Origin of the sequence: Flavobacterium fontis (genome assembly GCF_900129405.1) — a bacterium.
Classification (GTDB): domain Bacteria; phylum Bacteroidota; class Bacteroidia; order Flavobacteriales; family Flavobacteriaceae; genus Flavobacterium; species Flavobacterium fontis.
This window is the reverse complement of record NZ_FQVQ01000007.1, coordinates 30131-55113: the sequence shown is the minus strand read 5'-3', so window position 1 is coordinate 55113 and position 24983 is coordinate 30131. Positions and strand designations below refer to the sequence as shown.

Sequence of the window (24983 nt, the reverse complement as noted above, 5' to 3'; positions counted from 1 at the left end):
CTTTAATCAAATTTGGATTTCTCCACTTGTTTTGGCCACACATTGTTTTGGGTATCAATATCGGCAGTTTCCTCTTTCGGGTCCACCGTAATTTTGGTAATGGCTTTGTGGGTTGCAAACGTACGGCTCACTTCTTTATCGTTCATACGCCAAATTTGGGCTGGAAAACGATGCATTTCGGTGGTACCATCTTCAAAGGTAAGTTCGACCAACAACGGCATCACCAATCCGCCGGGCTTGTCAAAAGTAACTTGGTAAAAATACTTCGGCGACTTTAAAGCAGCGCGTTCTTCGGCGGTAAAGCGTTCGTTGAGATAAGTATCTAGGGCTTGGAACTCTTTAATCACAAAGGGCTTGTTGAGTTCGGGTTTGTAATCGGCCGAGCCCTCTTCAATCATATAGACCATCGGCCCTATAGGCGCATTGCGACGACGGCGGTTTTTGAGAAACTCTTCCACTTCTTTGGAAGGTTCGTTACTCACAAAATATTTTTTTACTTCTTTAACCCCGATGTCATTGTAATCGGTTGTAAAGAACCAACCCCGCCAAAACCAGTCCAAGTCAACCGCTGAGGCATCTTCCATGGTACGGAAAAAATCTTCTGGCGTAGGGTGTTTGAATTTCCAACGGTTGGCATACACTTTAAACGCATAATCAAACAACTCGCGCCCCATAATGGTTTCGCGTAAAATATTCAATCCACAAGCGGGTTTACCGTAGGCATTGTTTCCAAATTGACGGATGCTTTCCGAGTTGGACATAATGGGCTCGAGGTTCTTTTGGTCGCCACTCATGTAGGGCACTATATTTTTGGCAGGACCACGAGTCGCAGGAAACTTTGGATCCCATTCCATCAAGGCCATGTATTCCATAAACGAATTTAACCCTTCGTCCATCCAAGTCCATTGGCGCTCATCCGAATTTACAATCATAGGGAAATAGTTGTGCCCTACCTCATGAACGATTACAGAAATCATTCCGTTTTTCACGCGATCGGTATACTTCCCATCTGGATCGGGTCGCCCCCAATTCCAACAAATCATCGGATACTCCATTCCTTGGTCTTGGGCATGCACCGAAATGGCTTTGGGATAAGGATAATCAAACGTATGGGCCGAATAACTTTTTAAGGTGTGCGCCACTACGCGTGTGGAATACTCACCCCATAACGGATTCCCTTCCTTGGGATACAAAGAAATAGCCATCGCTGTTTTGCCTGCCAATTGCACTGCCATAGCGTCGTAAATAAATTTTCGGGAGGTTGAAAAAGCAAAGTCGCGAACATTTAACGCTTTGAACTTCCAGGTTTTTTTGGCGTCAGAAAACCCTTTTTCCGCAGCAATTGCTTCGTCTTGCGTGACTACAATAACGGGTTTGTCAAAGGTTTTTTCAGCCAACGCATAGCGCTCGAGTTGGGCTTTGGTAAATACCTCTTTGCGGTTGAGTAAGTCGCCTGTTGCTTCGAGTATATGATCGGCAGGAACCGTAATTTCTACGTCAAAATTTCCAAAAGGCAAGGTAAATTCACCCGATCCCCAAAATTGCTGGTTTTGCCACCCTTCTACATCATTATATACGGCCATACGTGGGTAAAACTGAGCGATGATATACACATTATTTCCATCGGCATCAAAATGTTCGTACCCCGAGCGGCCCCCGTCTAGCAAGTAGTTGTTGACATTGTACCACCATTTGAGGTGAAGTTCCACTTTTTCGCCTTTGGCTAAAGGTTTGGGCAATTCCACACGCATCATCGTTTGATTGATGGTATAGGGCATCGGATTCCCTTTGGCGTCGTTCACATATTCGATGCGAAATCCTCCGTCAAAACGCTCTTCTAGGTATTTACGAGAAAATTGCTTCACACCCATGGCAGGTTCTGTACGATCGCCATTTTGCAAGGGAGACAACGAGGTACGTGACTGCTGATTTTGGTCCAGTTGCAACCAAAGATAGTCAAGGGCCTCACGGGCATTGTTGGTGTAGGTGATGATTTCCGTACCATATACTTTTTGAGTACGGTCGTCTAATTCCACTTTAATTTTGTAATCGGCTTGCTGCTGATAATATTCGGGACCCGGTGCCCCAGAAGCGGTGCGATACATATTGGGTGTTGCCAACAAATCGTACATCTGTTTGAATTTGTCTGGATTTCGATAATTCGGATCTGGTTGGGGCTTATCTTGCCCCCACGCCATAAAAGTGATACAAGAAGCGAGTCCGAAAAAGGTAAGTAATGATTTACGCATAGCTATATTTTTTAGCGCCTTAAAAATACTTTTTTTTGCGGGGTTAATTGCAAGAGGGCGAATTATTTTAACATTCCTTTGGAGTTCTCTCCGGTCAGCACTAACGTTTGCTTGGTGCCGTTATATTGAAAGTGCATCATGTTTTGTTGATCCTCAAAAAGCTCGGTAAACACCGTATTCTCGACTTCCATGGGTGTTGCTTTGGAAACGTCAGGAATCGAGAAATAGCACACATATACATTGCCATCCAAGGCTTTGCTTTTGAATTGCAACGTCTTGGGTTGCCCTCCAATGGTGAGTCGCAAATGGGCTGCAAAATACTTTTTCATATCGGCGATATCGGCTTCCGTCTCTTGATCGGTGGCCAAATGGTGTCGCGTTTTGTATTTTTTATCCAACGCAGAATTTAGATCGTCGGCAAAAACGCGGGCCGTAATTTCCATACGTTTTTTGGATGCATTGTGGTCTACTTGAAAGATGGCTACATAAAATTTATGGGCGGAAAATCCAGAGGTTAAAAGCCATAACCCTAAACATCCCATAAGTAAGCGCTTACTCATTTTCTTTGGTTTTTAAAAATTCAACAACCAATTGTGCTAATTTGAATTGCAAACGGGTTACATTATTCGTTTTCAATAAATCGCGTACTTCGGCATTTTCGACGGCATAGTATTGAAACGCTTTGATGCGATCGGGAGGCAAACGAAGTTTATCTGTAAAATAAACCGAATCCAACTGAACTTCCATCGCTTCGAGTGCAAACTCCCGACGTTCGACTTCGAGTTCTTTTTCCAATCGTTTGGTCCGCCCCGAAATGGCATTGATCAGGGGGTCCAGGGGCATTCCTCCCAAGGGAATTAGCAAAAATTGCCAGGGACTAAAACGACCCGCGGTTTCCAATCGGCGTTCGGCGGGCGTATACTTTTTGGGTTTGTAATCGATAATCCCCATTTTTTGTGCATCCAAATGAATGATATTGACTTCGTCCAATTGGTAAACTGCGGTTTTTAACTTGACCATCACGCGCCCTTGTTGTTGGTGCATGGGTTCGATGCGGAGGTAGAAATCTTCATAGCCTACGGCACTAAACTTCAAAGCCTCTTGCTGTTGTACGGGAATGCTAAACTTTCCTTGCGCATCGGTAACGACAGTTACTTGCGATACCATGTTGGTCACATTGATATTGGACAATTCATTGCGCATTTCCGAGAGCACAATCCCCTCCAACCGAAAGGGTTTGGGTTGCGCTTGGAGCACGGTTGTCGTGAAGAAGAGTAAAATCCAAACGTATCGCATGGGGTAAAAATACCGAAATTTCAAAGGGCTTCGGTGCTCCTATGCGTCTAAATTTTTGTTAATTGTTACCTTTGTTGCATACGAAATGTTACTTACTCATGAAAAAAATGGTGATTGCTAGCACTTCCACGTTGCATGGAGGGGCATACTTAGACTACCTTCTACCCCGATTGTCGACGCATTTTGAAGGAGTCAAAACCTTGGTATTTCTTCCTTTTGCACGACCCGGCGGAATATCGCACGACGCCTACACGGCCAAGGTTCAAGAGGCTTTCGCCAAAATAGGCATTGAGGTAGTTGGGTTACATACCTTTGCCAATCCGAATCAAGCTGTACGGGAAGCTGAGGCCCTTTTTACAGGAGGCGGCAATACCTTTCAATTGGTTTCGCAATTGTATGCCTTAAACTTGTGGGCGAGTTTGCGTGAGGCGCTCGAACAAGGAACACCTTATTTAGGGTGCAGTGCTGGTAGTAACATTACGGGGATTTCAATGCAAACGACCAACGATATGCCAATTGTGTATCCGCCCTCGTTTGAAACGTTGGGTGCGATTCCGTTTAACCTGAATCCGCATTATTTGGATCCTGATCCGAGTAGCACCCACATGGGCGAAACGCGAGAAACCCGAATTCAGGAATTTCATGCCTATAATTCAATCCCTGTTTTGGGCTTGCGCGAAGGAAGTTGGTTGGAAGTAGAAGGCGATAGTATTCGCTTGATGGGTCCTTTGACTGCCCGATGGTTTGTGGCCCAGGAAGCCCCTGTAGAATTAGAATCGGGAACAACGTGGCCAAGGAAAGACGCATCTAAAACGTAGCTTTTGAGCATAAAAAAACCTCTAGTTTCCTAGAGGTTTTTCTTTTGGAGCGGAAGACGAGGCTCGAACTCGCGACAACCAGCTTGGAAGGCTGGAGCTCTACCAACTGAGCTACTTCCGCTTTTGTGGATGCAAATATAAGACGATTGTTTTTATCTGTGCAAGTTTTTTATAAATTTTTTTTGCCCGACATTTATACACTTAATTGCGCGAAAGCTAACAATTTTAGGATGAATAATTTATCCCCTTTTCCAGCTAATTTACATTGTGCTCCCGTTTCGGCCACTGAAGTAATTCCGATACGGCATGCGGTTTTGCGCCAGGGAAAACCCGTCGCTAGCTGTTATTTTCAAGGAGATGATGCGGCAACTACCCAACATTGGGGGGCATTCGAAAATGGACTTTTGATTGGCGTTGCTTCGGTATATGCCGTAGCGCGACCCGACGCTCCTGACGCACGAGAATACCAGTTACGGGGCATGGCCATTTTGCCTGAACACCAAGGAAAATCAATTGGAAAAGAATTAGTAGCAGCCCTAGAAAATGCCGTAAAAGCAAAAGGTATGGAACGAATTTGGTGCAATGCTCGAACCGGGGCAGTACCGTTTTACCAACGCCTTGGTTATGGGTGTGAAGGCAACGAATTTGAAATTCCCGAAGTAGGTCCCCACTGGCGAATGGTCAAAACACTATGAGAAACGCAGGATTTTGGAGCATTGTTCTCCCAGGAATGCTTTGGTTTGGATTGATGTCAAACAATCCAAAGCCGTTTTATAGTCCAAAATACCAACAAACCCCATTGGATTCAACCCATATTTTGTTTGAAAAAAATGGGCTGCTCAAAGACTTTTACCGGCGCACCCAATTTTCTCCCGTATGGACCGAATCAGCACTACGCGACACCTTACTCCTACACATCGGTCAAGCCGAATGGGAAGGATTGCGGGCCTCCGACTACGAATACACGCTCCTAGCGCAACGGCATGCACAGTTTGACAGCCTCCCCGATTCGCTACAAATAGACACCGAAATTCGTTTCAGTCGTAGTGCCTTGCGTTGGTTACGTCATGCGTCGGATGGAAAACTGAATCCGGATTTACTTTATGAAGATTGGGACTTGAAGCGCACGCCGACCCCTGTGGCACAACTGCTTCATGAAGGATTACAGCGCCAACAGCTTTCGGCTTTGCTTACAGACTGTCACCCCAAACATCCCGTATACCTGAAATTAAAACGGGCACTCCGACTCCTGAAAGCTTACCCCGATAAATTTATTGGATTGGTCAACTTAAAAGAAGTCATCAAACCCCAACAAAAGAGTAGGTACATGCCGATCATCAAAAAGCGTTTGATGTATTGGGGAGACCTCCCTGAAAAAGACACGCTGCTTACCACTACCTATGATGCCAAAACAAGGGCTGCGGTACTTCGTTTTCAAAAAAGACACGGTTTACGTCCCGATGGCATTATTGCGCGCGCAACGATAGATGCCCTAAATTATTCGCGGGATCAACGCATCGAACAGATTGTGGTCAATATGGAGCGATGGCGTTGGTATCCCAACGATTTGGGGGCACACTATTTACTAATTAACATTCCCGATTACACTTTGGTTGCTGTCAAAGCCAACGATACCGTCCAAAGGCAACGCGTGGTTGTAGGACGCGATAGTCGACGAACGCCCATCCTTACCTCAAAGATTACTACCCTGAATTTGAATCCGAATTGGACTGTACCGCCTACCATTTTGAAGGAAGACATTTTTCCAGAGGCTGAGAAAAACCCCTATTTTTTTCGTAAAAAAGGCTTACAAATTATCGACCGTTACAACCAAGAAGTGGCCCCAGAACTGTGGCGTTTGGAGGATGCCTTTAAATACAAGTATGTTCAAAACCCCGGGCGAAACAACTCGCTGGGGCTAATGAAAATCAACTTTCCCAACCGATATACGGTCTACTTACACGACACCAACCATCGGGAATATTTTTCGCTTTCGTTTCGCTCGTTGAGTTCGGGCTGTGTGCGCTTGGAACGTCCCCTAGAAATGGCAGCGCATTTACTCAACGACACCTTGCAATGGCCGTTACAAAAGATAAAAGACACCACCAATATTAAGCATTATCAAAAATTACGGGAAGCCAAAATCAAAGCCTTAGAAAAAAAACAAGCCCTCGTTAAAGCCAAGAATCCAAAAGCAAAACCAGTTCCAATCCAACTACCAAAAGCCGAGTTAAAAACCTTAGTCCTTAAAATCAAAGACGATATTCGAGTACACCAATTCTACTGGACCGCTTGGGAGGAAAACGGGATACTACAGTTTAGAGAAGATATTTACTGCATTGATTCTGATTTATATACTTTGCTGCGCTATAAAAGTTGATTGCTCCAAATAGGAATTCTGTGGGGCATAAATAAAAAGACAAGAACCGTTTTGAATGGTAGGAATTATCACTTGCGCATCCGGTTGCGAAAGCGCGGGACACCCCTGACTTCTGCCCAACCGTTGGTGCCGTTGAATGTGTTGCGCTGACACATAGGTGGCGCCGTGCATTACAATGGCTCGTTCGGCAGCTTTATCATTAAATCCGGGTTCCATACCTTTTAATTTCATCGCCAAACCGTGTTTCCCAAAATAAGTCCCTCCCGTGAGATAGAACCCCAAACTGCTTTGTTGCGATTCGGGTGTATTGGAGAATTCCGTTGGAGTAATCCAGCCTGAATTACGACCATGGGCAACGTAGGTATGTTGCACCACTTTAAGTTGTTGCATATCGATAACCCATAATCGCTTTTGGGTGGAAGGCAAACTGAAGTCGATAACCGTGAGGTACGGATTATTAATTTTCCCTAAAGCAACTAGTTTTTGGTACCCTTGTTCGGCATACGCAAAACAACTCCATGAGGGATAGGAACGCGATTGGGCTGTAAGTTTTTGAAAATGAAATTGTGCTTCAGAAAGCGAAAATGAAGGCATTTTCTCAGGGCTGGGTACCGTTGAAAAAGAAACCAATACGAGCGATAAAACGAATAGAAGACCACGCATCAGGCATCTGAATTTATAGGTTAAGTAGTATGATTTGGGATTTCAAATGTAGGGAGTTGATTTGGAACGACCAAGAAAAATAGCACAAAAAAGACGATTAAAGTCGTATTTAATCGATGAAATGCATTTTTGAATTAAAAATATAAGATTTTTAAACAATAAATTGGCAGTTAATTTAATTTCCAATTACCTTCGCACAACCCGATACGATTCGGGAATATCGTTATATTTGCACACCAACCCATTGTTAATGAAGCCAAAAATCGGATTTATCTTCCTCTTTTTATTGCTCTCGTTTTACGGCCTAGCTCAGGCGCCAAAGAAAACATTGCGCACTAAATTCTCGGATGAGAAGTTTACCATCGATGGCGTTCTCGACGAAAAAGCATGGGCAACTGCCGATACGGCTACCGATTTTGTGATGATCGAACCCGACAATGGTAAGTTGGAAGAACCCACCCGCAAATCGGTAGTAAAAGTGGTCTATAGCAATGAGGCTTTGTATGTGGGAGCGATTATGTACGACAGTCAACCGGAAACCATTTTACGGGAGTTAACCATACGCGATGACTTTGCGACAGCCGATCATTTTGGGGTCATTTTAAACGGATTCAACGACGGTCAACAAGATTTTCGCTTTTTTGTGAGTGCAGCGGGGGTGCAACAAGACTGTGTGTATACGGACGCAAGTGGAGAAGATTTTTCTTGGGATGCCATTTGGGAGAGCGATGTTAAAATCACTGATTTCGGTTGGGTAGCCGAGTTTAAAATTCCCTATGCTGCTTTGCGATTTCCTCCTAATGCGAAACAAACTTGGGGCATTAACTTTTATCGGGAAGTGAAAACCATTCGTTTTCAATATACATGGAATTTAATCGATAATAAAATTGGCACCGAAGCCAACCAAGCGGGAATTTTGGAAGGTATTGAAAACATCAAAACCCCCACGCGCCTTTTCTTTATTCCCTATTCGTCATTTTACCTCAACACCAACAACACCCAAAAAACAAATGGAGAACTCAAAGGCGGGATGGACATCAAATATGGAATCAATGATGCTTTTACACTCGATGCCATTTTGATTCCCGATTTTGGCCAAACCAAATTTGACAATGTAGTGCTCAACTTGGGGCCATTTGAACAAACGTTCAATGAAAACCGTCCGTTTTTTACTGAAGGTACCGAAATGTTCAGCAAAGGCGACCTACTCTATTCGCGTCGGATTGGTGGAACACCCATTTTACAAGAAAATTTGGGCCCCAATGAAGAAGTTGTTGAACGCCCTGTTGCCGTGAACTTATACAATGCCATGAAAGTCTCAGGCCGCACCGATAAAGGATTGGGTGTGGGGATTTTAAATGCTTTAACCCAACGCATGTTTTCGGATATCCGCAATACGGTTACGGGGGAGACACGAAAGGAATTGGTTGAACCTTTAACCAATTACAACTTAATGGTGTTGGACCAACGTTTTCGCAAGAACTCATCGGTGAGTTTAATCAATACCAATGTTACCCGCGAAGGCCATTTTCGGGATGCCAATGTAACGGCGTTGTTGTTTGACTTAAATACCCGTGAGAATACTTTCAACTTGAGTGGCGATTATAAAATTAGCACCATCAAACGTCCTGAGGCACGCGATTTAACCGGTTACAACACATCGCTATTTTTTGGCGAAACCAGTGGCAACTATCGTTTTGGAATCGGCGGGCAATATGTGAGTACGTTTTTTGACATTAATGATTTGGGCGTCAATTTTCAAACGCATTACCATTCGTTGTATGCCAATGCGAGTTACCGCATTTTGAATCCCACCAAACGATTCAACACTTTTAGTTTGTTTGTTAACGGGTATTCGGAATTTGATAACCGTACGGGACGGGTTCAGCAATTCAATTTACGCTACAATGTAAATATTGTGGACAAAAAAAATGATTACTACGGCTTCGGTATGAGTGCGCGCCCCGTGAAAGTCTATGATTTTTATGAAGCACGAACCGAATTTGACACTCGATTTTTAACGCTTCCTGAAACCTTCAATGTCTTTGCCTATATTTCAACCAATTACAACCGTCCTTTTGCCATAGATTTTAACCCTTCGTTTACCTATCTCAATGAAGAAGGGCGACGTTCGTATTATGTGCAATTGGCTCCGCGCTATCGTTTTTCCAATAAATTTTCAATGGTATGGGACTACAGTTATGGTTTTCAAAACAACAATATCGGATACACAGGACAAAATGATGTCTTGGGCGATATTTATATGGGGCGCCGGGATGTCACCACGCACACCTTGTCCATCACCGGGAAATACTCCATTAATCACAACATTACTATTAATTTAACCACCCGCTACTATTGGTCGTATGCCTTGTACAACCGTTATTACAGCTTGAATTCTGATGGTTCGTTAACCAATTTGGGGGCCGATGCCTTTGATGCCGATCAGAATTTCAACACTTGGAACTGCGACTTGAATTTCTCATGGTGGTTTGCGCCAGGAAGTCAAATCAATATCTTGTACCGCAACAATGCCTTTTTATTTGACCGCTCCGATTTTAACATCGACACCCGTAGCAATTTCGGAAGAGTATTGAGCGCCAACAGTCTCGACCATATCCTGTCGGTGAGCGTTCGGTATTTTGTAGACTATAATTCGTTACGAAAAAAGTAAATTTCCTCCTTTATTTTTGAGAATATTCTATGCATTCGGACTTGATTCAGCGCACCGAATTGCCGTACCTTTGTTTAAATTTTTTTGCAATGAACACAAAAGTCATTCTCATGATATTGGACGGTTGGGGAAAATCGCCCGACCCTAAAGTTTCGGCTATCGACAATGCCCAGGTTCCTTTTATTCAAAGTTTGTACACCCGCTATGCTCATGCCGAATTGCGTACCGATGGGTTACATGTTGGACTCCCCGAAGGACAAATGGGGAACTCCGAAGTAGGGCACATGAATCTCGGTGCCGGTCGCATTGTTTATCAGGATTTGGCTAAAATTAATTTGGCCGTACAAAATCAAACCTTACGCCACGAGCAACCTCTCATAAACGCTTTTGAATATGCCAAAACCCATGGCAAAAAAGTCCATTTTTTAGGATTGGTTTCCAATGGGGGGGTGCACTCGCATACCTCGCATTTGTATGGGTTGTTGGATGCCGCAGCTTCATACAACCTTGACCAAGTATATATTCACGCATTTACGGATGGCCGCGATGTTGACCCGAAATCGGCTCAAACAGACTTGGCGAATTTGCTTTCGTACACCCAACAGTCAAACGCAAAAATTGCCAGTGTCATCGGACGGTATTATGCCATGGATCGTGACAAGCGTTGGGAACGGGTAAAACTTGCTTATGATTTACTCGTGCATGCCGAAGGAGAAAAAACCAGCGACATCCTCGCGAGTATTCAGCAGAGTTATAACGAGGGCGTAACCGATGAATTTATCAAACCTTTGGTGGTAACTCAGGCTAATGGTGAACCCACAGCTGTCATCGCTGAAGATGATGTCGTGATTTTCTTCAATTTCCGCACCGATCGTGGGCGCGAATTGACAGAAACCTTGTCCCAAAAAGATTTCCCTGAGTTTGGGATGCACAAATTGCCCTTGTATTATGTTACCATGACCAATTATGATGACACTTACGAAAATGTTCATGTCATTTACGATAAAGATAATCTAAGTGAAACCTTGGGGGAGGTATTAGAAAAAGCTGGAAAAAAACAGATTCGCATTGCCGAAACCGAAAAATATCCCCACGTGACCTTCTTTTTTTCGGGCGGACGCGAAATTCCCTTTGAAGGTGAACGTCGCATTTTACGCAATTCACCCAAAGTGGCTACCTACGATTTACAACCTGAAATGAGTGCGTTTGCGTTGAAAGACGCTTTGATTCCCGAATTGGCACAAGAAACCGCCGATTTTGTTTGTTTGAATTTTGCAAACGGCGATATGGTAGGACACACCGGTATTATGGAAGCTGCCATTAAAGCTTGTGAAGCTGTCGATCAATGTGTTTCCGAAATTATTCCCGTAGCCTTGGCACATGGGTATACTACGTTGCTTATTGCCGACCATGGGAACTGTGAAACCATGATTAATCCCGACGGTTCTCCCAACACTGCGCATACCACCAATCCTGTGCCGTTAATTTTAATTGACCCCGACCGCAGCCACATCGAAAGTGGAATTTTGGGCGATATCGCACCCACGATTTTATCCTTGATGGGAATTCCACAACCGGCTGCCATGACCGGTCGTTCGCTCGTTTAATACGACCCAAATTCATAGATTAAAGAGGCTTTCAATCGAGAGCCTCTTTTTTTATAATTAAAAGTTAAAATTTCACAATTGAAAGTATTACTATTATCTTTGCGTTAAAATACTCATATATGAAACGCGGACTACTTTTAGGAATCATCGGTTGCATGCTCTTTTTAAGCATGCCAGTAGCCGCTCAGCAAACATTGCCCGGCTATTTTACCAATTTGGAAGAAGCCAAAAAAAATGCTTTGGCTGTAAAACAATTGGATTTGAACAACTTTTCGGGGACATTACCCTCCGATTGGGATGTATTGTTCCCTAACTTGGAGTCGTTATCCCTTCAAAATGACAACCTGCTTGAAGTTCCCGCCAGCATCACACGTCTCAAAAAATTGAAAGTGCTCAATTTGAGCGGGAATCCGATACGCACAGTACCCGAGTCGATGGCCCAGTTGACAACACTGGAAGAACTCTACCTCAACAACGATGCCGCATTGGATTTACCCCAAACCTTAAAAATCTTGGCAAAGTTGCCGAAACTAAAATCCTTGCATTTAGACAACGACGGACTGGTCCAACTGCCTCAAGAGTTGTATGCCTTAAAGCAATTGGAGTCACTTTACCTAAACAACAACAAATTACCTGAGATCCCGCGTCAATTGGAAGGGCTACCCCATTTGCAGTACCTTGAGATGCGCAACAATAAATTACAACCCGATGTAATCGATACCCGTAACTTAAATTTTGGTTTTAAAATTCAATTGTAATCATGACTGACGCTATTATTGCCTTACTTTCTTTAGTGACCCTTGAAGTTATTTTGGGGCTTGACAATGTTATTTTTATTTCCATTTTGGCCGATCGTTTGCCCGAACAAGAGCGAAAAAAATTGCGTTTTTGGGGACTAGGATTGGCGATGATCATGCGTTTGGTGCTGTTGACCGTTATCGCTTGGATCATGAAATTGGATGCCACCCTGTTCACTATAGCCGATATTCCTTTTTCGGGGAAAGGTATCATCTTATTGCTGGGAGGGCTCTTTTTGATTTATAAAAGCACCAAAGAAATTTACCATAAAACCGAGGCCGCCAATGCCGACGCTTTAAGTGCCCCAAAAAAAGCTACTTTTAGCCGCTTATTGGGAGAAGTGATTCTTTTGGATTTGGTCTTTTCCATCGACTCCATCATTACTGCGGTAGGTATGGTAAGTGAAATTTGGATTATGTATACAGCGGTCATTATAACGGTGGTCATCATGTTGTTTGCCTCCAAACCCATCAGTGAGTTTATCAGCAAACACCCTTCGTTTAAAGTACTGGCTTTATGCTTTTTAATGATGATTGGTGTCTCCCTAATTGCTGAAGGATTGCACTTTGAAATACCCAAAGGATACATTTATTTCTCGATGGCATTTGCCTTTTTGGTCGATGTGATTCAGATGAAAACGATTCCGCAAAAAAAAGACTAAACCATGATTTTAAACCAGATCATTATCGCTGTAAACGATAAACTTTACGTTAAAAATCCGGAGTCTTCCGATTTAGGACGCAAGATTATCCAGCACAGCATCCTCTTGATTGACGAAATTGGCTTTGATGCATTTACGTTTAAAAAACTTGGGGAACGCATTGGTTCGAATGAAAGTTCGTTGTACCGCTATTTTGAAAACAAACACAAATTATTGTTGTACCTTTCCTCCTGGTATTGGGGATGGATGGAATACCGCTTGGTTTTGGAAACCAACAACATTCCTGACCCCAAAATAAAATTGTTGAAGGGTATCGAAATATTAACTGAAAAAGTCAAAGACGATTCGGCGACCTTACACATCAATGAAGCGCTGCTCAACAACATTATCATTTTGGAATTTACCAAAACAATCTTGACCAAAGAAGTCGACCGCGAAAATCGAGAGGGCTTTTTTATGGTGTACAAACGCGTCATCAACCGGTTGGTCAATTTAATTTTGGAAGCCAAACCCGATTATCCTTTTGCTAAAAGTCTGGCTTCATCTATCATTGAAGGATCGTTGCACCAACATTTTTTAAAAGACCACCTGACCACCATTACCGATTGCAACGACACCCAATCGCCCGCTATTTTTTATAAAAACTTAATCGAACAAATTTTAAAATAAGTATGAAATCCACCCCTCTTCAACGCCTCACCGGCTTGTTAAAAGTTGACCGCAAAGATGTGACCCAAATCATCTTGTATGCGGTTTTTGCCGGATTGGTGAGCTTGTCGCTTCCGCTTGGTATTCAAGCCATTATCAACTTAATCCAGTCGGGGCAAGTGAGTGCTTCATGGATTCTTTTGGTGGTAATTGTCGTTTTTGGAGTCGCCTTGGGTGGCGTTTTATCCGTCATGCAATTGCGTATCACTGAAAACTTACAACAGAAAATTTTTATCCGTTCTTCGTTTGAATTCAGCTACCGTTTGCCCAAAATCAAATTTGAAGCGCTGTACAACACCTACCCGCCTGAATTGGCCAACCGTTTTTTTGATACCCTCACCATTCAAAAAGGGACCTCCAAATTATTGATTGATTTTTCTTCTGCCTTACTGCAAATCATATTTGGGATTATCTTACTCTCGTTGTACCACCCGTTCTTCATCTTGTTTGGGTTGCTGTTACTCTTTATGTTGTATGCGATTTTCCGCTTTTCTTACAGCAAAGGACTAGATACAAGCTTAAAAGAGTCTAAATACAAGTATAAAGTGGTAGGATGGTTGCAAGAAATTGCCCGCAACAGCATCAGCTTCCGTCGTCGGGAGAACTTTGATTTTGCGCTCGACAAAAATGATCATTTAGTTAAAGAATACTTGGTCAACCGCGAAAAACATTTCAATGTGATCAAACGCCAATACATTCAATTGATTGGATTTAAAATCTTAATCACCGCTTCGTTGTTAATCATCGGGGGATTCTTGGTGATTAGCCGCGAAATGAATATTGGACAATTTGTGGCCGCCGAGATTATCATTCTTTTAGTCATCAACTCGGTCGAAAAAGTAATCTTGGGCTTGGAAACCTTTTACGATGTGTTGACTTCGGTAGAAAAAATTGCACACGTGGTCGAATTGGATACTGAAAAGATGGAAACCAAAGAACCCGAATTTTGTTATACCAACATTCAAATCGTCACCGATCATTTGTGTTTCAAATTCCCAGGCGAATCAGATTCGGTGCTGTCCAACATCAATTTGACCATTAATCCCGGTGAAAAGATTTACTTAGACGGACGAAACGGCTCTGGAAAATCTACGCTGATTCGCATTCTTTCGGGATTGATGCAACCTACTACGGGTTCGTTTTCAATCAACGACGACACCTACCGCAAAGTCGACATCAACCAATTCCGTTTGCATATTGGCACCATTTTGCACGATGAAACGCCTTTTGAAGGTACGATTTTAGAAAACATCACCTTTAAAAACGCCCACGTTTCCGATGAACAAGTGAAATGGGCTATCGACAGTGTGGGATTGGGGAGCTTTATCAAATCACTTCCCGAAGGTTTAGACACCATGATTTATCCGGAGGGCCGTCAATTATCGTCTTCCAATGCGCAAAAAATCTTATTGGCTCGCAGTATTGTTACCCAACCGAAGATTTTATTTTATGAAGATCCTTTGGACAAAATGGATGACGATGCCGCGCTTAAAATCATCGATTTCTTAACCGATTCAAAGCATCCTTGGACCTTGATTGTGACCTCTAAAAATCCGTATTGGAAACAAAAATGCAGCCGCATTATCCAAATCACTGAAGGTAAAATTAGTAACGATATAACGCAATAACCCCATGCTTAATCTATCCGACAAAAATCCGATTACCGAAAAAATTGAGCAATACAGTACGGTTAAAAATCTTGCCGACCGTCCCCATTACAAAATACTCAATCGTATTATCCTTTGGGTATCCATTATCATCGTCATCATTTTGTTTTTGCCATGGACGCAAAACATCGGCGGAACAGGTTCAGTGACCACGCTCAAACCCGACCAACGTCCCCAAACCGTGCACAATGCCATCGCGGGACGTATTGAAAAATGGTTTGTCAAAGAGGGCGACTATGTAAAAAAAGGCGATACCATTTTGTTTATTTCTGAGATCAAAGAAGATTACTTTGACCCTGAATTGGTAGACAACACCAAAAGTCAAATGGAAGCCAAAGCTATGGCGGGTGAATCCTACGGCGATAAAGTAGTCACGCTGGGTACCCAAATTCAAGCCATCGAAAGTGAGCGGAATTTGAAATTACAACAAGCCCAAAACAAAATTCGTCAAGCACTGCTTAAAGTTCAAAGTGATAGCATGGACTTGGAAGCGGTTAAAACCCAACTAAAAATTGCCAACACCCAATTCAACCGGGCGGTGACTTTAAATAAAGAAGGGTTAAAACCGTTGACCGATGTGGAAGAGAAACGCTTGAAATTACAGGAAGTAGAAGCTAAAATCATCACCCAAGAAAACAAATTTTTGGCCAGTAAAAACGAGTTAATCAACACCCGCGTCGAAATCAATCGTATCGGAGCCGAATATGCTGAGAAAGCCTCCAAAGCACGAAGCGATCGCTTTACGGCCATGAGCAATCAGTTTGACACCGAAGCCCAAGTCAACAAACTCAAAAATCAATACACCAATTATCGCATTCGTAACGGTCTGTATTACATTACTGCCCCACAAAATGGTTATGTAAACCGCGCCTTAAAATCGGGACTCGGGGAAACCATCAAAGAAGGAACTGAAATCGTAAGTATCATGCCGGCCAAATACGACATTGCCGTAGAAACCTATGTGAGTCCCAACGATATTCCCCTTATTCATAAAGGCGAACGCGTACGTATCTGGTTCGACGGTTGGCCCACTATCATCTTCTCGGGCTGGCCAAACATGTCGTATGGAACCTTTGGAGGCCGCATTGTCGCTGTGGAGAATTTCATCAGCAGTAACGGAAAATTCCGCGTATTGATTGCACCCGACCCCGAAGATCAAGCTTGGCCGAAACAAATCAGCATTGGTTCAGGAGCGCAAACCTTGGCCTTGTTAAACAATGTCCCCGTTTGGTATGAAATCTGGCGAACACTCAACGGATTCCCACCCAACTATTACCAACCCAAAGGCGGTAACAAAGGGGAATCAAAAACAGATGGCAAAGGAAAATAACACGGAACGAATGGCTTGGGCTTCCCGGCCATCGTAGTTCCTGCTTTCTGTTACAATCCGCAGCCGTTTGGCAACGGCCACGGGATTTTCACGGCAATCAGGGTTAAAAAATTCAGGCTTCAGGCCTACTTGAAACATATGAAAAAAATACTTTTCTTCCTCATCACGATACCCGTTTGGGGTCAGAATGTAGAATCAAACATTCTCACCTACAACGAGTATTTGGGATATGTGAAAAAATTTCATCCACGGGTAAAAAGCGCCGATTTAAATATCAGCAATGCCCAAGCCAATTTAATGATGGCACGGGGTGCATTTGACCCCAAAATAGAAGTGGACTTTGATTCGAAACAATTCAAGGGAAAGGAATACTTCTCGCTGTTGAATAGCAGTTTTAAAATTCCAACCTGGTACGGTATCGAAGTCAAAGCTGGTTTTGACAACAGCGAAGGGATTTTTGTCAACCCCGAAAATACATTGCCCAATCAAGGACTGACTTCCTTTGGAGTGACGGTTCCGCTGGGGCAAGGACTTTGGATCAACCAACGAATGGCCGATTTGCGTAAGGCAAAAATTCAAATCAACCTAGGTAACGCCGAGCGTCAATTGGAAGCGGTACAGGTGCTTTATGATGCTTCGGTAGCTTATTTCAATTGGAAACGAACCTATGACGAAGTCCAATTGTATAAGACTTATTTGACCAATGCAGAGATTCGATTCAAAGGGATAAGCGGTTTGATTCGCAACGGAGACAAACCCGCCATCGACAGTGTAGAGGCTGGTATTATCGTGCGCAATCGCAAACTAAGCCTCACCGAATCCCAACTGAAATTGGTCAAAGCCAAACTGGAATTGTCCAACTTCCTCTGGTTGGAAAACAATATTCCGATGGAGTTACAAGACACGATGATTCCCGAACCCGAATTGGAAAAAACCATTCAGGAAACCCTACGCACCAACGCTTTGATGGCGGGTGACGTTAGTTTGAATAACCACCCTAAAATCACCGCTTTAGAAAGCAAAGTCAATCTGCTTGAAATCGACCGAAAGTTAAAGGCCAATATGCTTTTGCCCAAAGCCAATGTGGGGTATCATTACCTTTCGGAGCCTAGTGCTTGGAACAATCGGGATTTTGAGAATTACAAAATAGGCGTCAACTTTTCTTTCCCGCTCTTTTTACGCAAGGAACGCGGTAGTTTGAAATTGGCCAAATTCAAAGTACAAGACGCTCAATTTGACCTCAACTTGGAACGTGTTCAATTGGGCAACAAGGTCAAAGCGCAACAAACCGAATTGAATTCTTTGCTCGAACAAGGATTGTTAACCAATCAGTTGGTCAATGATTATCAAGTCATGTTGCAATCGGAGGAACGTTTATTCTCTTTTGGAGAGAGTTCTATTTTCTTGCTAAATTCACGCGAAAACAATTTGGTCACCGCCCAATTATCAGCGATTGCTTTGAACAACCGCTACCTGATTTCCAATGCCGAACTCTTCCGCATCATGGCGCAACCCGAGTAACGGAAAAAATCAATACCTAAAGTTATAGCATAAAAAAACGCCTTTATTGGCGTTTTTCTTTTTTATCCCTGTTGAACCATTTCATAATAGCCTCGCTCGATGGCCTCTTGATGGGTAGGATGGGCGATCCGAACCAAGGCATCGGCCCGTTGCTTCAATGTTTTACCGTACAAGTCCGCAATGCCATATTCGGTAATAACATAATGGATGTGTGCTCGGGTAGTCACTACGCCGGCGCCTTGTTTGAGGAAAGGTACAATACGACTTTCGCCGCGTTTGGTTATGGAGGGAAGCGCAATAATTGCTTTACCCCCTGGACTCAAGGAAGCCCCTCGGATAAAATCCATTTGACCGCCCACGCCAGAGTACATGCGTGGTCCTATTGAGTCGGCGCAAACTTGTCCCGTTACATCGACTTCAATAGCCGAATTGATGGCAACCATATTGGGATTCTTTCGAATGCGTGCCGTATCATTCACCATCGAAGACTCTTTCATTTCGATAAAAGGGTTGTCGTGTACAAAATCATACAAGCGTTGGGAACCGATTAAAAACGTAGCCAACACCCGTCCGCGAAGGGTTCCTTTGTACTTGCACGTAATCACTTCTTTTTCGATCAAATCAATCACCCCATCGGAAAACATTTCGGTGTGTAAGCCTAAATCTTTGTGATGAATCAACTGTTTTAAAGCTGCGTTGGGGATCGAACCAATTCCCATTTGCAACGTACTGCGATCTTCAATCAAAGAGGCGATGTAGGACCCAATCTTTTCTTCCTCGGGAGAAGGCGATTCAACCGCATGCGCATAAATAGGCGTATCTACTTCGACTAAATAATCAATTTCAGAGACGTGAAGAATACCATCCCCAAAAGTACGGGGCATCTTGGGATTGACTTGCGCAATGACAATTTTGGCATTCTCAATAGCCGCTACTGTAGCTTCAACCGAGACCCCAAGTGAACAATACCCGTGCAAATCGGGTGGTGAAACATGGATGAAAGCGACATCAATCGGAATCACATTTTTTCGAAACAAAAGAGGCAATTCACTTAAAAAAACTGGCGTGTACGAACCGTTACCTGCTTTTAGTGTATGACGCACATTGGCCCCAATAAAGAAAGAATTCACATGAAAACTCTCGGCCAAATCGGGATGCGCATACCGCGCTTCGCCCTCGGTGTGCAAATGACATATCTCAACATTACGCAATTCCGAAGCCCTGTCGCTTAAAGCATTGGTCAATTCGGTTGGAGCTGCTGCGGCCGCCTGCAAATACACGCGATCGCCTGATTTAACTACTTTGACCGCTTCGGCGGCCGTTACATATTTACGCATACCTATTTCAATTATTGCATCAAAGGTAGGGTGCGTTGTGCCAAAAAAATATGATATTTCTCATTCCAACTTCAGAAAAGAGCCCTTGTAACCGAGCGAAGGACGGGGTGAACTGCCGTAATTTTTCCAAAAAAAATACCTACTTTTGCGGTCTCATTTTTTAGTTATGATTCAACCCAAAACCCGTGAAGAAATCGAAATCATGCGCGAAAGTGCATTGCTGGTTTCCAAAACCTTAGGGGAAATAGCCAAAGTCATTCAACCTGGGGTGACCACCTTACAGTTGGACAAACTCGCCGAAGAATTTATCCGTGATCATGGAGCTGAACCCGGATTTTTGGGCATGTATGGTTTTCCAAACACCCTGTGCGTGAGTCCGAATGCCCAAGTGGTTCATGGGATTCCGAGCAACAAACCCTTGGAAGAGGGCGATGTGATTTCGGTAGACTGTGGGGTGCTTAAAAATGGATTTTACGGCGATCATGCCTATAGTTTTGAAATTGGTGAAGTAGCGCCTGAAGTCAAAAAATTGCTGCAAGTAACCAAGGAAAGTTTGTATGTAGGCATTCGTGAATTTCGTGCGGGCAATCGTGTAGAAGATGTAGGAAATGCCATTCAGAAATACTGTGAAAGTCACGGGTATGGTGTGGTTCGTGAGTTGGTGGGCCATGGTTTGGGACGAAAAATGCACGAAGAACCCGAAATGCCAAATTACGGTAAACGCGGTCGCGGAAAATTGTTTGTGGAAGGCATGGTGGTGGCTATTGAGCCGATGATCAATATGGGGACAAAAAACATCAAGCAATTGAAAGACGGTTGGACGATTTTGACCGCCGACGGAAAACCGAGTGCGCATTTTGAACATAATGTCGCCTTAATTGATGGAAAACCCGAATTGCTTTCTACCTTTCAATACGTCTATCAAGCCTTGGGCATTGAAAGTAATGAGGAGGATGAATTCCGTAAAACCCGTTTGGTAGTATGATCAAAAAAACATTCAAGTTTATACTCAACACCATACCTCGCCCCTTGTTAATTCGGTTGAGTATCGTGGTGCGCCCGATTTTGGCCTTCGTATTGAGCGGAAATCGTTTTACCGACCCCATTGATGGCAAGAGCTTTCGCCTATTTTTACCCTACGGCTATGGGTCACAACGCAACAATGTCCTTTCGCCGAGCACCTTATCGCTGGAGCGTCATCGTTTGTTGTGGTTGTATTTGCAACGGGAAACCGATTTTTTTACCGCAACAGAAAAAAAGCGCGTATTGCATTTTGCGCCCGAACAAGAGTTTTACAAGCGTTTTAAAAAACAAGCCAATATTGATTATACCACCACCGACTTACTGTCGCCACTCGCCGACATCAAAGCGGATATTTGCAACTTACCTTTTGACGATAATACGTACGATATCATCTTTTGTAACCATGTGTTGGAACATATTCCGGATGATACCAAAGCCATGCAAGAATTGTATCGCGTGTTAAAACCGGGCGGGATGGGGATTTTTCAAATTCCGCAGGACCTCAATAGGGCCACTACCTTTTCGGATGACAGCATTACAGACCCTAAAGAACGGGCAAAAATATTTGGTCAATACGACCATGTGCGCGTGTATGGCCGGGATTATTTTGACCAACTTCGCCGCATTGGATTTACTGTAGTTGAAGAGCGTTATACCGAAAAACTAACGCCCGAAGAAGTAGAACGCTATTGTTTAGCACCGGGAGAGATCATTCCGGTTTGTTTTAAATAATTTGGCATTGTTTTCGCGAGTTTAGTATCTTTACGAAACTAAACCAAGAAATATGCGCAATCTATTTTGGCTGTTCGGATTACACCTTTGTTTTTGTTGGGGCTGGACGCAAGAGAAAGAAGTACTTCCACCCTATTACATCAAAACGGTTTCTTTTATCCAAAATGGGCTGAATAAAGTCCCCGTCTTTCAGTTGGGCGACGAATTTCAATTGCAATTCGACGATTTACACGGCTCGGAAGACAACTACTATTATCGCATCACGCATTGTGATTACGATTGGAAACCTTCACAACTCACCATCAACGAATATCTGAATGGTTTCAACGACCAACGCATTATCGAGTACACCAACTCGCTCAATTGTTTGCAAATCTATTCGCACTACCGCATCGGATTTCCCAACAAGTTTACCCAAATTAAGGTAAGCGGCAACTACATGATTAGTATTTTGAACGAAGACCGTGAAGTGGTTTTTTCGCGCAAATTTGTATTGTATGAAAATCTAGTTTCGGTACCCGTTCAAGTAAAACGCGCCCGCCGTAATGAAGATGCTCCGCACAAACACAACCTTGATTTTGCCGTTCGTTCGGGTTCGATTACCTTCCAGAGTCCGTTGCAAAATGTCAAAGTAATGCTGCTTCAAAACGGCAAATTCAATAATGCAAAAACGAATATCCGTCCCATGTTTACAGTGGGGAATGATTTGATTTACAAGTACGATGCGGAGACTCAATTTTGGGGAGGCAACGAATATTTGTTTTTAGAAAACAAAATTATTCAAGCGGCCAATAACTCTATCGCTCGAATTGATACCAACGGCGGTTTATACAATTGCTATTTATACACCAATGAAGCGCGAGGCAACAAACCCTACACTTTTTGGCCTGACAAAAACGGAAACTTCATGGTCAACAATGTTAATGCAGCCAATTCAGAGATAGAAGCGGATTATGCTTGGGTGTATTTTTCGTTGTCGGCGCCTGCCTTCTTTGCCAATAAGAACATTTACATTACGGGAATGTTCAACAATTTTGCCCTCAACGACGAGTACAAAATGGAGTACAATGAAAAGAAAAAAATATACGAGAAGGCCGTGATGATCAAGCAAGGTTTTACCAACTATAGCTACACTATTGCAGACAGTCGTGGTATTATCGATGAAGAAAATGCGCTCGATGGGAATTTCTTTGAAACCGAAAATGACTACATGGTTTTGGTCTATTACCGGGAAAACAACCAACGCTATGATCGGGTCATTGGAAAAGGAATTGCCTCTTCGGTCGACATTATCAATTAATGATACTTTAACAGGTAATTCGTTGACTATTACATATTTTTTTTAACTTTACGTCACTAAAACGAGGTTATGGTTACCCAAATCACCAAAGGCATAAAGATTTCAGTCAGCACAAATTTTGAAGGTACGTACTTCAAAAATTACAAGCTGCACTATGCCTTTTCGTATGAAATTACCATTGAAAATCACAGTAAAGACTCGGTACAATTGTTGTCCCGTCATTGGGAAATTTTTGATTCCCTCAACGACTTAGAAACGGTCGATGGCGAGGGCGTTATTGGTAAAAAACCCGTATTAAAACCGGGGGAAACCCACACCTATTCTTCGGGATGCTTACTTTCCTCGCCCCACGGAGCCATGCGGGGTTGGTTTACCATGGTCAATTTTACGACCACTAAGAACTTTCGAGTTATTGTTCCAGGGTTCCGCTTAAACGCCCCTTATGCTTTGAATTAAACCCGTCTTAAGTTTATTTCCCGATTCCTTAATTATCACCAAAACCTTTGTATTTTTGCGAAAGGGTAACGCATTCGTAAAAAGTACCCCTATTTTTTTTCTATTGTTCAATTTTTAAACACAACACCATGCCTAAAGGATTTTTTAATGTCCCCAAAGCGGTTAACGAACCCGTAAAAGCATACACTCCCAATTCCCCTGAAAAAGCAGCTGTGCTTGCCGCATACCAAAAAATGTGGAATGAAACGATTGATGTGCCTATGCACATTGGCAGTCAAGAAGTTCGCACCGGAAATACCCGCACCATGAGCGCTCCACATGACCACAAACATATTGTAGGTACCTACCATTTGGGTGAAGCTACCCATGTTACACAAGCGATAGATGCCGCTTTGGAAGCGCGAAAAAAATGGGCCAACATGCCTTGGGAGCACCGCGCGGCCATCTTTTTAAAAGCTGCCGAATTGATTGCAGGTCCCTACCGTGCACGCATCAATGCAGCGACGATGATTGCACAATCCAAAACGATTTTTCAAGCCGAAATTGATGCAGCCTGTGAGTTAATTGACTTTTTGCGCTATAATGTAGCCTTTATGACGCAAATCTATAGCGACCAACCTGCCTCGGTATCCGACATTTGGAACCGTGTAGAATACCGACCACTAGAGGGATTTGTGTACGCGATTACACCGTTTAATTTTACAGCCATCGCCGCCAATCTTCCTGCGAGTGCCGCCTTAATGGGGAATACCGTAGTTTGGAAACCCAGCGACAGTCAAGTGTTTTCGGCCAAAGTAATCATTGATGTTTTCCAAGAAGCAGGAGTCCCCGATGGGGTAATCAACGTGATTTTTGGCGACCCCGTGATGATCACCGATATTGTTTTGAAACACCCTGATTTTGCTGGCGTACACTACACGGGCTCAACCTTTGTCTTCAAAGAAATTTGGAAAAAAATTGGTGAAAATATCCACACCTACAAAACCTACCCTCGTATTGTGGGAGAAACAGGTGGTAAGGACTTTGTTTTGGCCCATCCTTCAGCCGATGTAAAACAAGTGGTGGCCAATACCATTCGTGGTGCTTTTGAATTTCAGGGACAAAAATGTAGTGCGGCTTCCCGTGCATATTTCCCAAAATCCTTATGGCCCGCAATTAAAGATGAAATGGGCAAAGAATTGGCTTCCATAAAAATGGGGTCACCTGAAGATTTCTCCAACTTTGTCACTGCCGTCATTCACGAAGGGTCGTTTGACAAACTCGTTTCTTACATCGAGCAAGCCAAACAAGATGCGGATGCCGAAATTTTATTTGGTGGAAATTATGACAAATCGGTGGGGTACTTTATCCAGCCCACGGTGATTTTGACAACCAATCCCAAGTATAAAACGATGGAAACGGAGTTGTTCGGTCCCGTATTAACGGTGTATGTATATGAAGATGCCGATTGGAAAGATACCTTAACGCTAATCGATCAAACATCGGAATATGCCTTAACGGGTGCTGTTTTTAGCCAAGATCGTTACGCCATTGTAGAAGCCACTCAAGCGTTAGAAAATAGTGCAGGGAACTTCTACATCAACGACAAACCCACAGGAGCAGTTGTGGGCATGCAACCGTTTGGTGGAGCACGAGCTTCTGGAACCAATGATAAAGCGGGATCGATGCAAAATTTATTGCGTTGGGTTTCGCCGCGCACCATTAAAGAAACCTTTGTTACACCAGCAAACTATCGTTATCCGTTTTTGGGCGAATAGGTTTTT

General features: G+C 43.3%; 21 protein-coding genes and 1 tRNA gene. 16 read left to right on the top strand and 6 right to left on the bottom strand.

Annotation, left to right across the window (positions count from 1 at the left end):
* Window positions 1–2: 2 nt before the first annotated feature.
* From BUC17_RS07465 to BUC17_RS07455, 3 genes are all read right to left on the bottom strand, one after another.
* The gene (locus tag BUC17_RS07465; protein WP_073363037.1) at window positions 3–2249 is read right to left on the bottom strand and encodes a M1 family metallopeptidase; all 2247 of its coding nucleotides are present in this window, start codon (window positions 2247–2249) and stop codon (window positions 3–5) included.
* Window positions 2250–2311: 62 nt separating this feature from the next.
* Window positions 2312–2809 (bottom strand): DUF6702 family protein, encoded by a 498-nt coding sequence (locus BUC17_RS07460; protein WP_073363035.1) that lies wholly within the window; start codon window positions 2807–2809, stop codon window positions 2312–2314.
* Entirely contained in the window at window positions 2802–3545 is a 744-nt protein-coding gene (locus BUC17_RS07455) for a carboxypeptidase-like regulatory domain-containing protein (RefSeq protein WP_073363034.1), read from the bottom strand. The genes BUC17_RS07460 and BUC17_RS07455 overlap by 8 nt, the downstream gene beginning before the upstream one ends.
* 98 nt (window positions 3546–3643) lie before the next feature.
* Here BUC17_RS07455 and pepE point away from each other — a divergent pair, with 98 nt between their 5' ends.
* A complete protein-coding gene (gene pepE, locus BUC17_RS07450) occupies window positions 3644–4363 on the top strand; it encodes a dipeptidase PepE (RefSeq protein WP_073363032.1) in 720 nt (239 codons plus the stop codon).
* A 45-nt stretch (window positions 4364–4408) separates the two neighbouring features.
* Here pepE and BUC17_RS07445 read toward each other — a convergent pair.
* A tRNA-Gly gene (locus BUC17_RS07445) sits at window positions 4409–4484 on the bottom strand.
* 109 nt (window positions 4485–4593) lie between these two features.
* Between BUC17_RS07445 and BUC17_RS07440 the strand changes: the two genes are divergently transcribed.
* The gene (locus tag BUC17_RS07440) at window positions 4594–5058 is read left to right on the top strand and encodes a GNAT family N-acetyltransferase (RefSeq protein ID WP_073363183.1); all 465 of its coding nucleotides are present in this window, start codon (window positions 4594–4596) and stop codon (window positions 5056–5058) included.
* The gene (locus tag BUC17_RS07435) at window positions 5055–6743 is read left to right on the top strand and encodes a L,D-transpeptidase family protein (protein ID WP_083544798.1); all 1689 of its coding nucleotides are present in this window, start codon (window positions 5055–5057) and stop codon (window positions 6741–6743) included. The genes BUC17_RS07440 and BUC17_RS07435 overlap by 4 nt, the downstream gene beginning before the upstream one ends.
* Here the strand turns inward: BUC17_RS07435 and BUC17_RS07430 are convergent.
* A complete protein-coding gene (locus BUC17_RS07430) occupies window positions 6714–7406 on the bottom strand; it encodes a murein L,D-transpeptidase catalytic domain family protein (protein WP_073363029.1) in 693 nt (230 codons plus the stop codon). The two genes, BUC17_RS07435 and BUC17_RS07430, sit on opposite strands and share 30 nt — an antisense overlap.
* Before the next feature lie 250 nt (window positions 7407–7656).
* On the opposite strand from BUC17_RS07430, the gene BUC17_RS07425 reads away from it, so the two are divergent.
* The 8 genes from BUC17_RS07425 (at window position 7657) to BUC17_RS07390 (ending at window position 18372) form a co-directional block, all read left to right on the top strand.
* Window positions 7657–10080 carry a DUF5916 domain-containing protein gene (locus tag BUC17_RS07425; RefSeq protein WP_073363027.1) on the top strand — a complete coding sequence of 808 codons (2424 nt, stop codon included), beginning with the start codon at window positions 7657–7659 and terminating at the stop codon, window positions 10078–10080.
* 89 nt (window positions 10081–10169) lie between these two features.
* A complete protein-coding gene (gene gpmI, locus BUC17_RS07420) occupies window positions 10170–11687 on the top strand; it encodes a 2,3-bisphosphoglycerate-independent phosphoglycerate mutase (RefSeq protein WP_073363182.1) in 1518 nt (505 codons plus the stop codon).
* A 119-nt stretch (window positions 11688–11806) separates the two neighbouring features.
* Window positions 11807–12445 (top strand): leucine-rich repeat domain-containing protein, encoded by a 639-nt coding sequence (locus tag BUC17_RS07415; protein WP_073363026.1) that lies wholly within the window; start codon window positions 11807–11809, stop codon window positions 12443–12445.
* A 2-nt stretch (window positions 12446–12447) separates the two neighbouring features.
* Complete coding sequence (locus BUC17_RS07410) at window positions 12448–13146, top strand: TerC family protein (RefSeq protein ID WP_073363024.1); 699 nt, start codon at window positions 12448–12450, stop codon at window positions 13144–13146.
* Between the two features lie 3 nt (window positions 13147–13149).
* Window positions 13150–13815, top strand: a complete 666-nt coding sequence (locus tag BUC17_RS07405) for a TetR/AcrR family transcriptional regulator (RefSeq protein ID WP_073363022.1) — start codon at window positions 13150–13152, stop codon at window positions 13813–13815.
* Between the two features lie 2 nt (window positions 13816–13817).
* Window positions 13818–15482: a peptidase domain-containing ABC transporter gene (locus BUC17_RS07400; RefSeq protein WP_073363021.1), complete on the top strand. Its 1665-nt coding sequence runs from the start codon at window positions 13818–13820 to the stop codon at window positions 15480–15482.
* 4 nt (window positions 15483–15486) lie between these two features.
* Window positions 15487–16851 carry an HlyD family secretion protein gene (locus tag BUC17_RS07395; protein WP_073363019.1) on the top strand — a complete coding sequence of 455 codons (1365 nt, stop codon included), beginning with the start codon at window positions 15487–15489 and terminating at the stop codon, window positions 16849–16851.
* Between the two features lie 138 nt (window positions 16852–16989).
* A complete protein-coding gene (locus BUC17_RS07390) occupies window positions 16990–18372 on the top strand; it encodes a TolC family protein (RefSeq protein WP_073363018.1) in 1383 nt (460 codons plus the stop codon).
* Between the two features lie 62 nt (window positions 18373–18434).
* On the opposite strand, the gene BUC17_RS07385 is transcribed toward BUC17_RS07390, so the two are convergent.
* Window positions 18435–19709 carry an acetyl-CoA hydrolase/transferase family protein gene (locus BUC17_RS07385; RefSeq protein ID WP_073363016.1) on the bottom strand — a complete coding sequence of 425 codons (1275 nt, stop codon included), beginning with the start codon at window positions 19707–19709 and terminating at the stop codon, window positions 18435–18437.
* A 166-nt stretch (window positions 19710–19875) separates the two neighbouring features.
* Here BUC17_RS07385 and map point away from each other — a divergent pair, with 166 nt between their 5' ends.
* From map to pruA, 5 genes are all read left to right on the top strand, one after another.
* Window positions 19876–20694 carry a type I methionyl aminopeptidase gene (map, locus tag BUC17_RS07380; RefSeq protein WP_073363014.1) on the top strand — a complete coding sequence of 273 codons (819 nt, stop codon included), beginning with the start codon at window positions 19876–19878 and terminating at the stop codon, window positions 20692–20694.
* Window positions 20694–21464, top strand: coding sequence for a class I SAM-dependent methyltransferase (locus tag BUC17_RS07375; protein ID WP_073363180.1), 771 nt, complete (start codon window positions 20694–20696; stop codon window positions 21462–21464). Before map ends, BUC17_RS07375 begins: the two co-directional genes overlap by 1 nt.
* A gap of 52 nt (window positions 21465–21516) precedes the next feature.
* Window positions 21517–22764: a type IX secretion system plug protein gene (locus tag BUC17_RS07370; protein WP_073363013.1), complete on the top strand. Its 1248-nt coding sequence runs from the start codon at window positions 21517–21519 to the stop codon at window positions 22762–22764.
* Window positions 22765–22833: 69 nt separating this feature from the next.
* The gene (apaG, locus tag BUC17_RS07365) at window positions 22834–23220 is read left to right on the top strand and encodes a Co2+/Mg2+ efflux protein ApaG (RefSeq protein WP_073363011.1); all 387 of its coding nucleotides are present in this window, start codon (window positions 22834–22836) and stop codon (window positions 23218–23220) included.
* Between the two features lie 128 nt (window positions 23221–23348).
* The gene (pruA, locus tag BUC17_RS07360; protein ID WP_073363010.1) at window positions 23349–24977 is read left to right on the top strand and encodes an L-glutamate gamma-semialdehyde dehydrogenase; all 1629 of its coding nucleotides are present in this window, start codon (window positions 23349–23351) and stop codon (window positions 24975–24977) included.
* Window positions 24978–24983 lie beyond the last annotated feature (6 nt).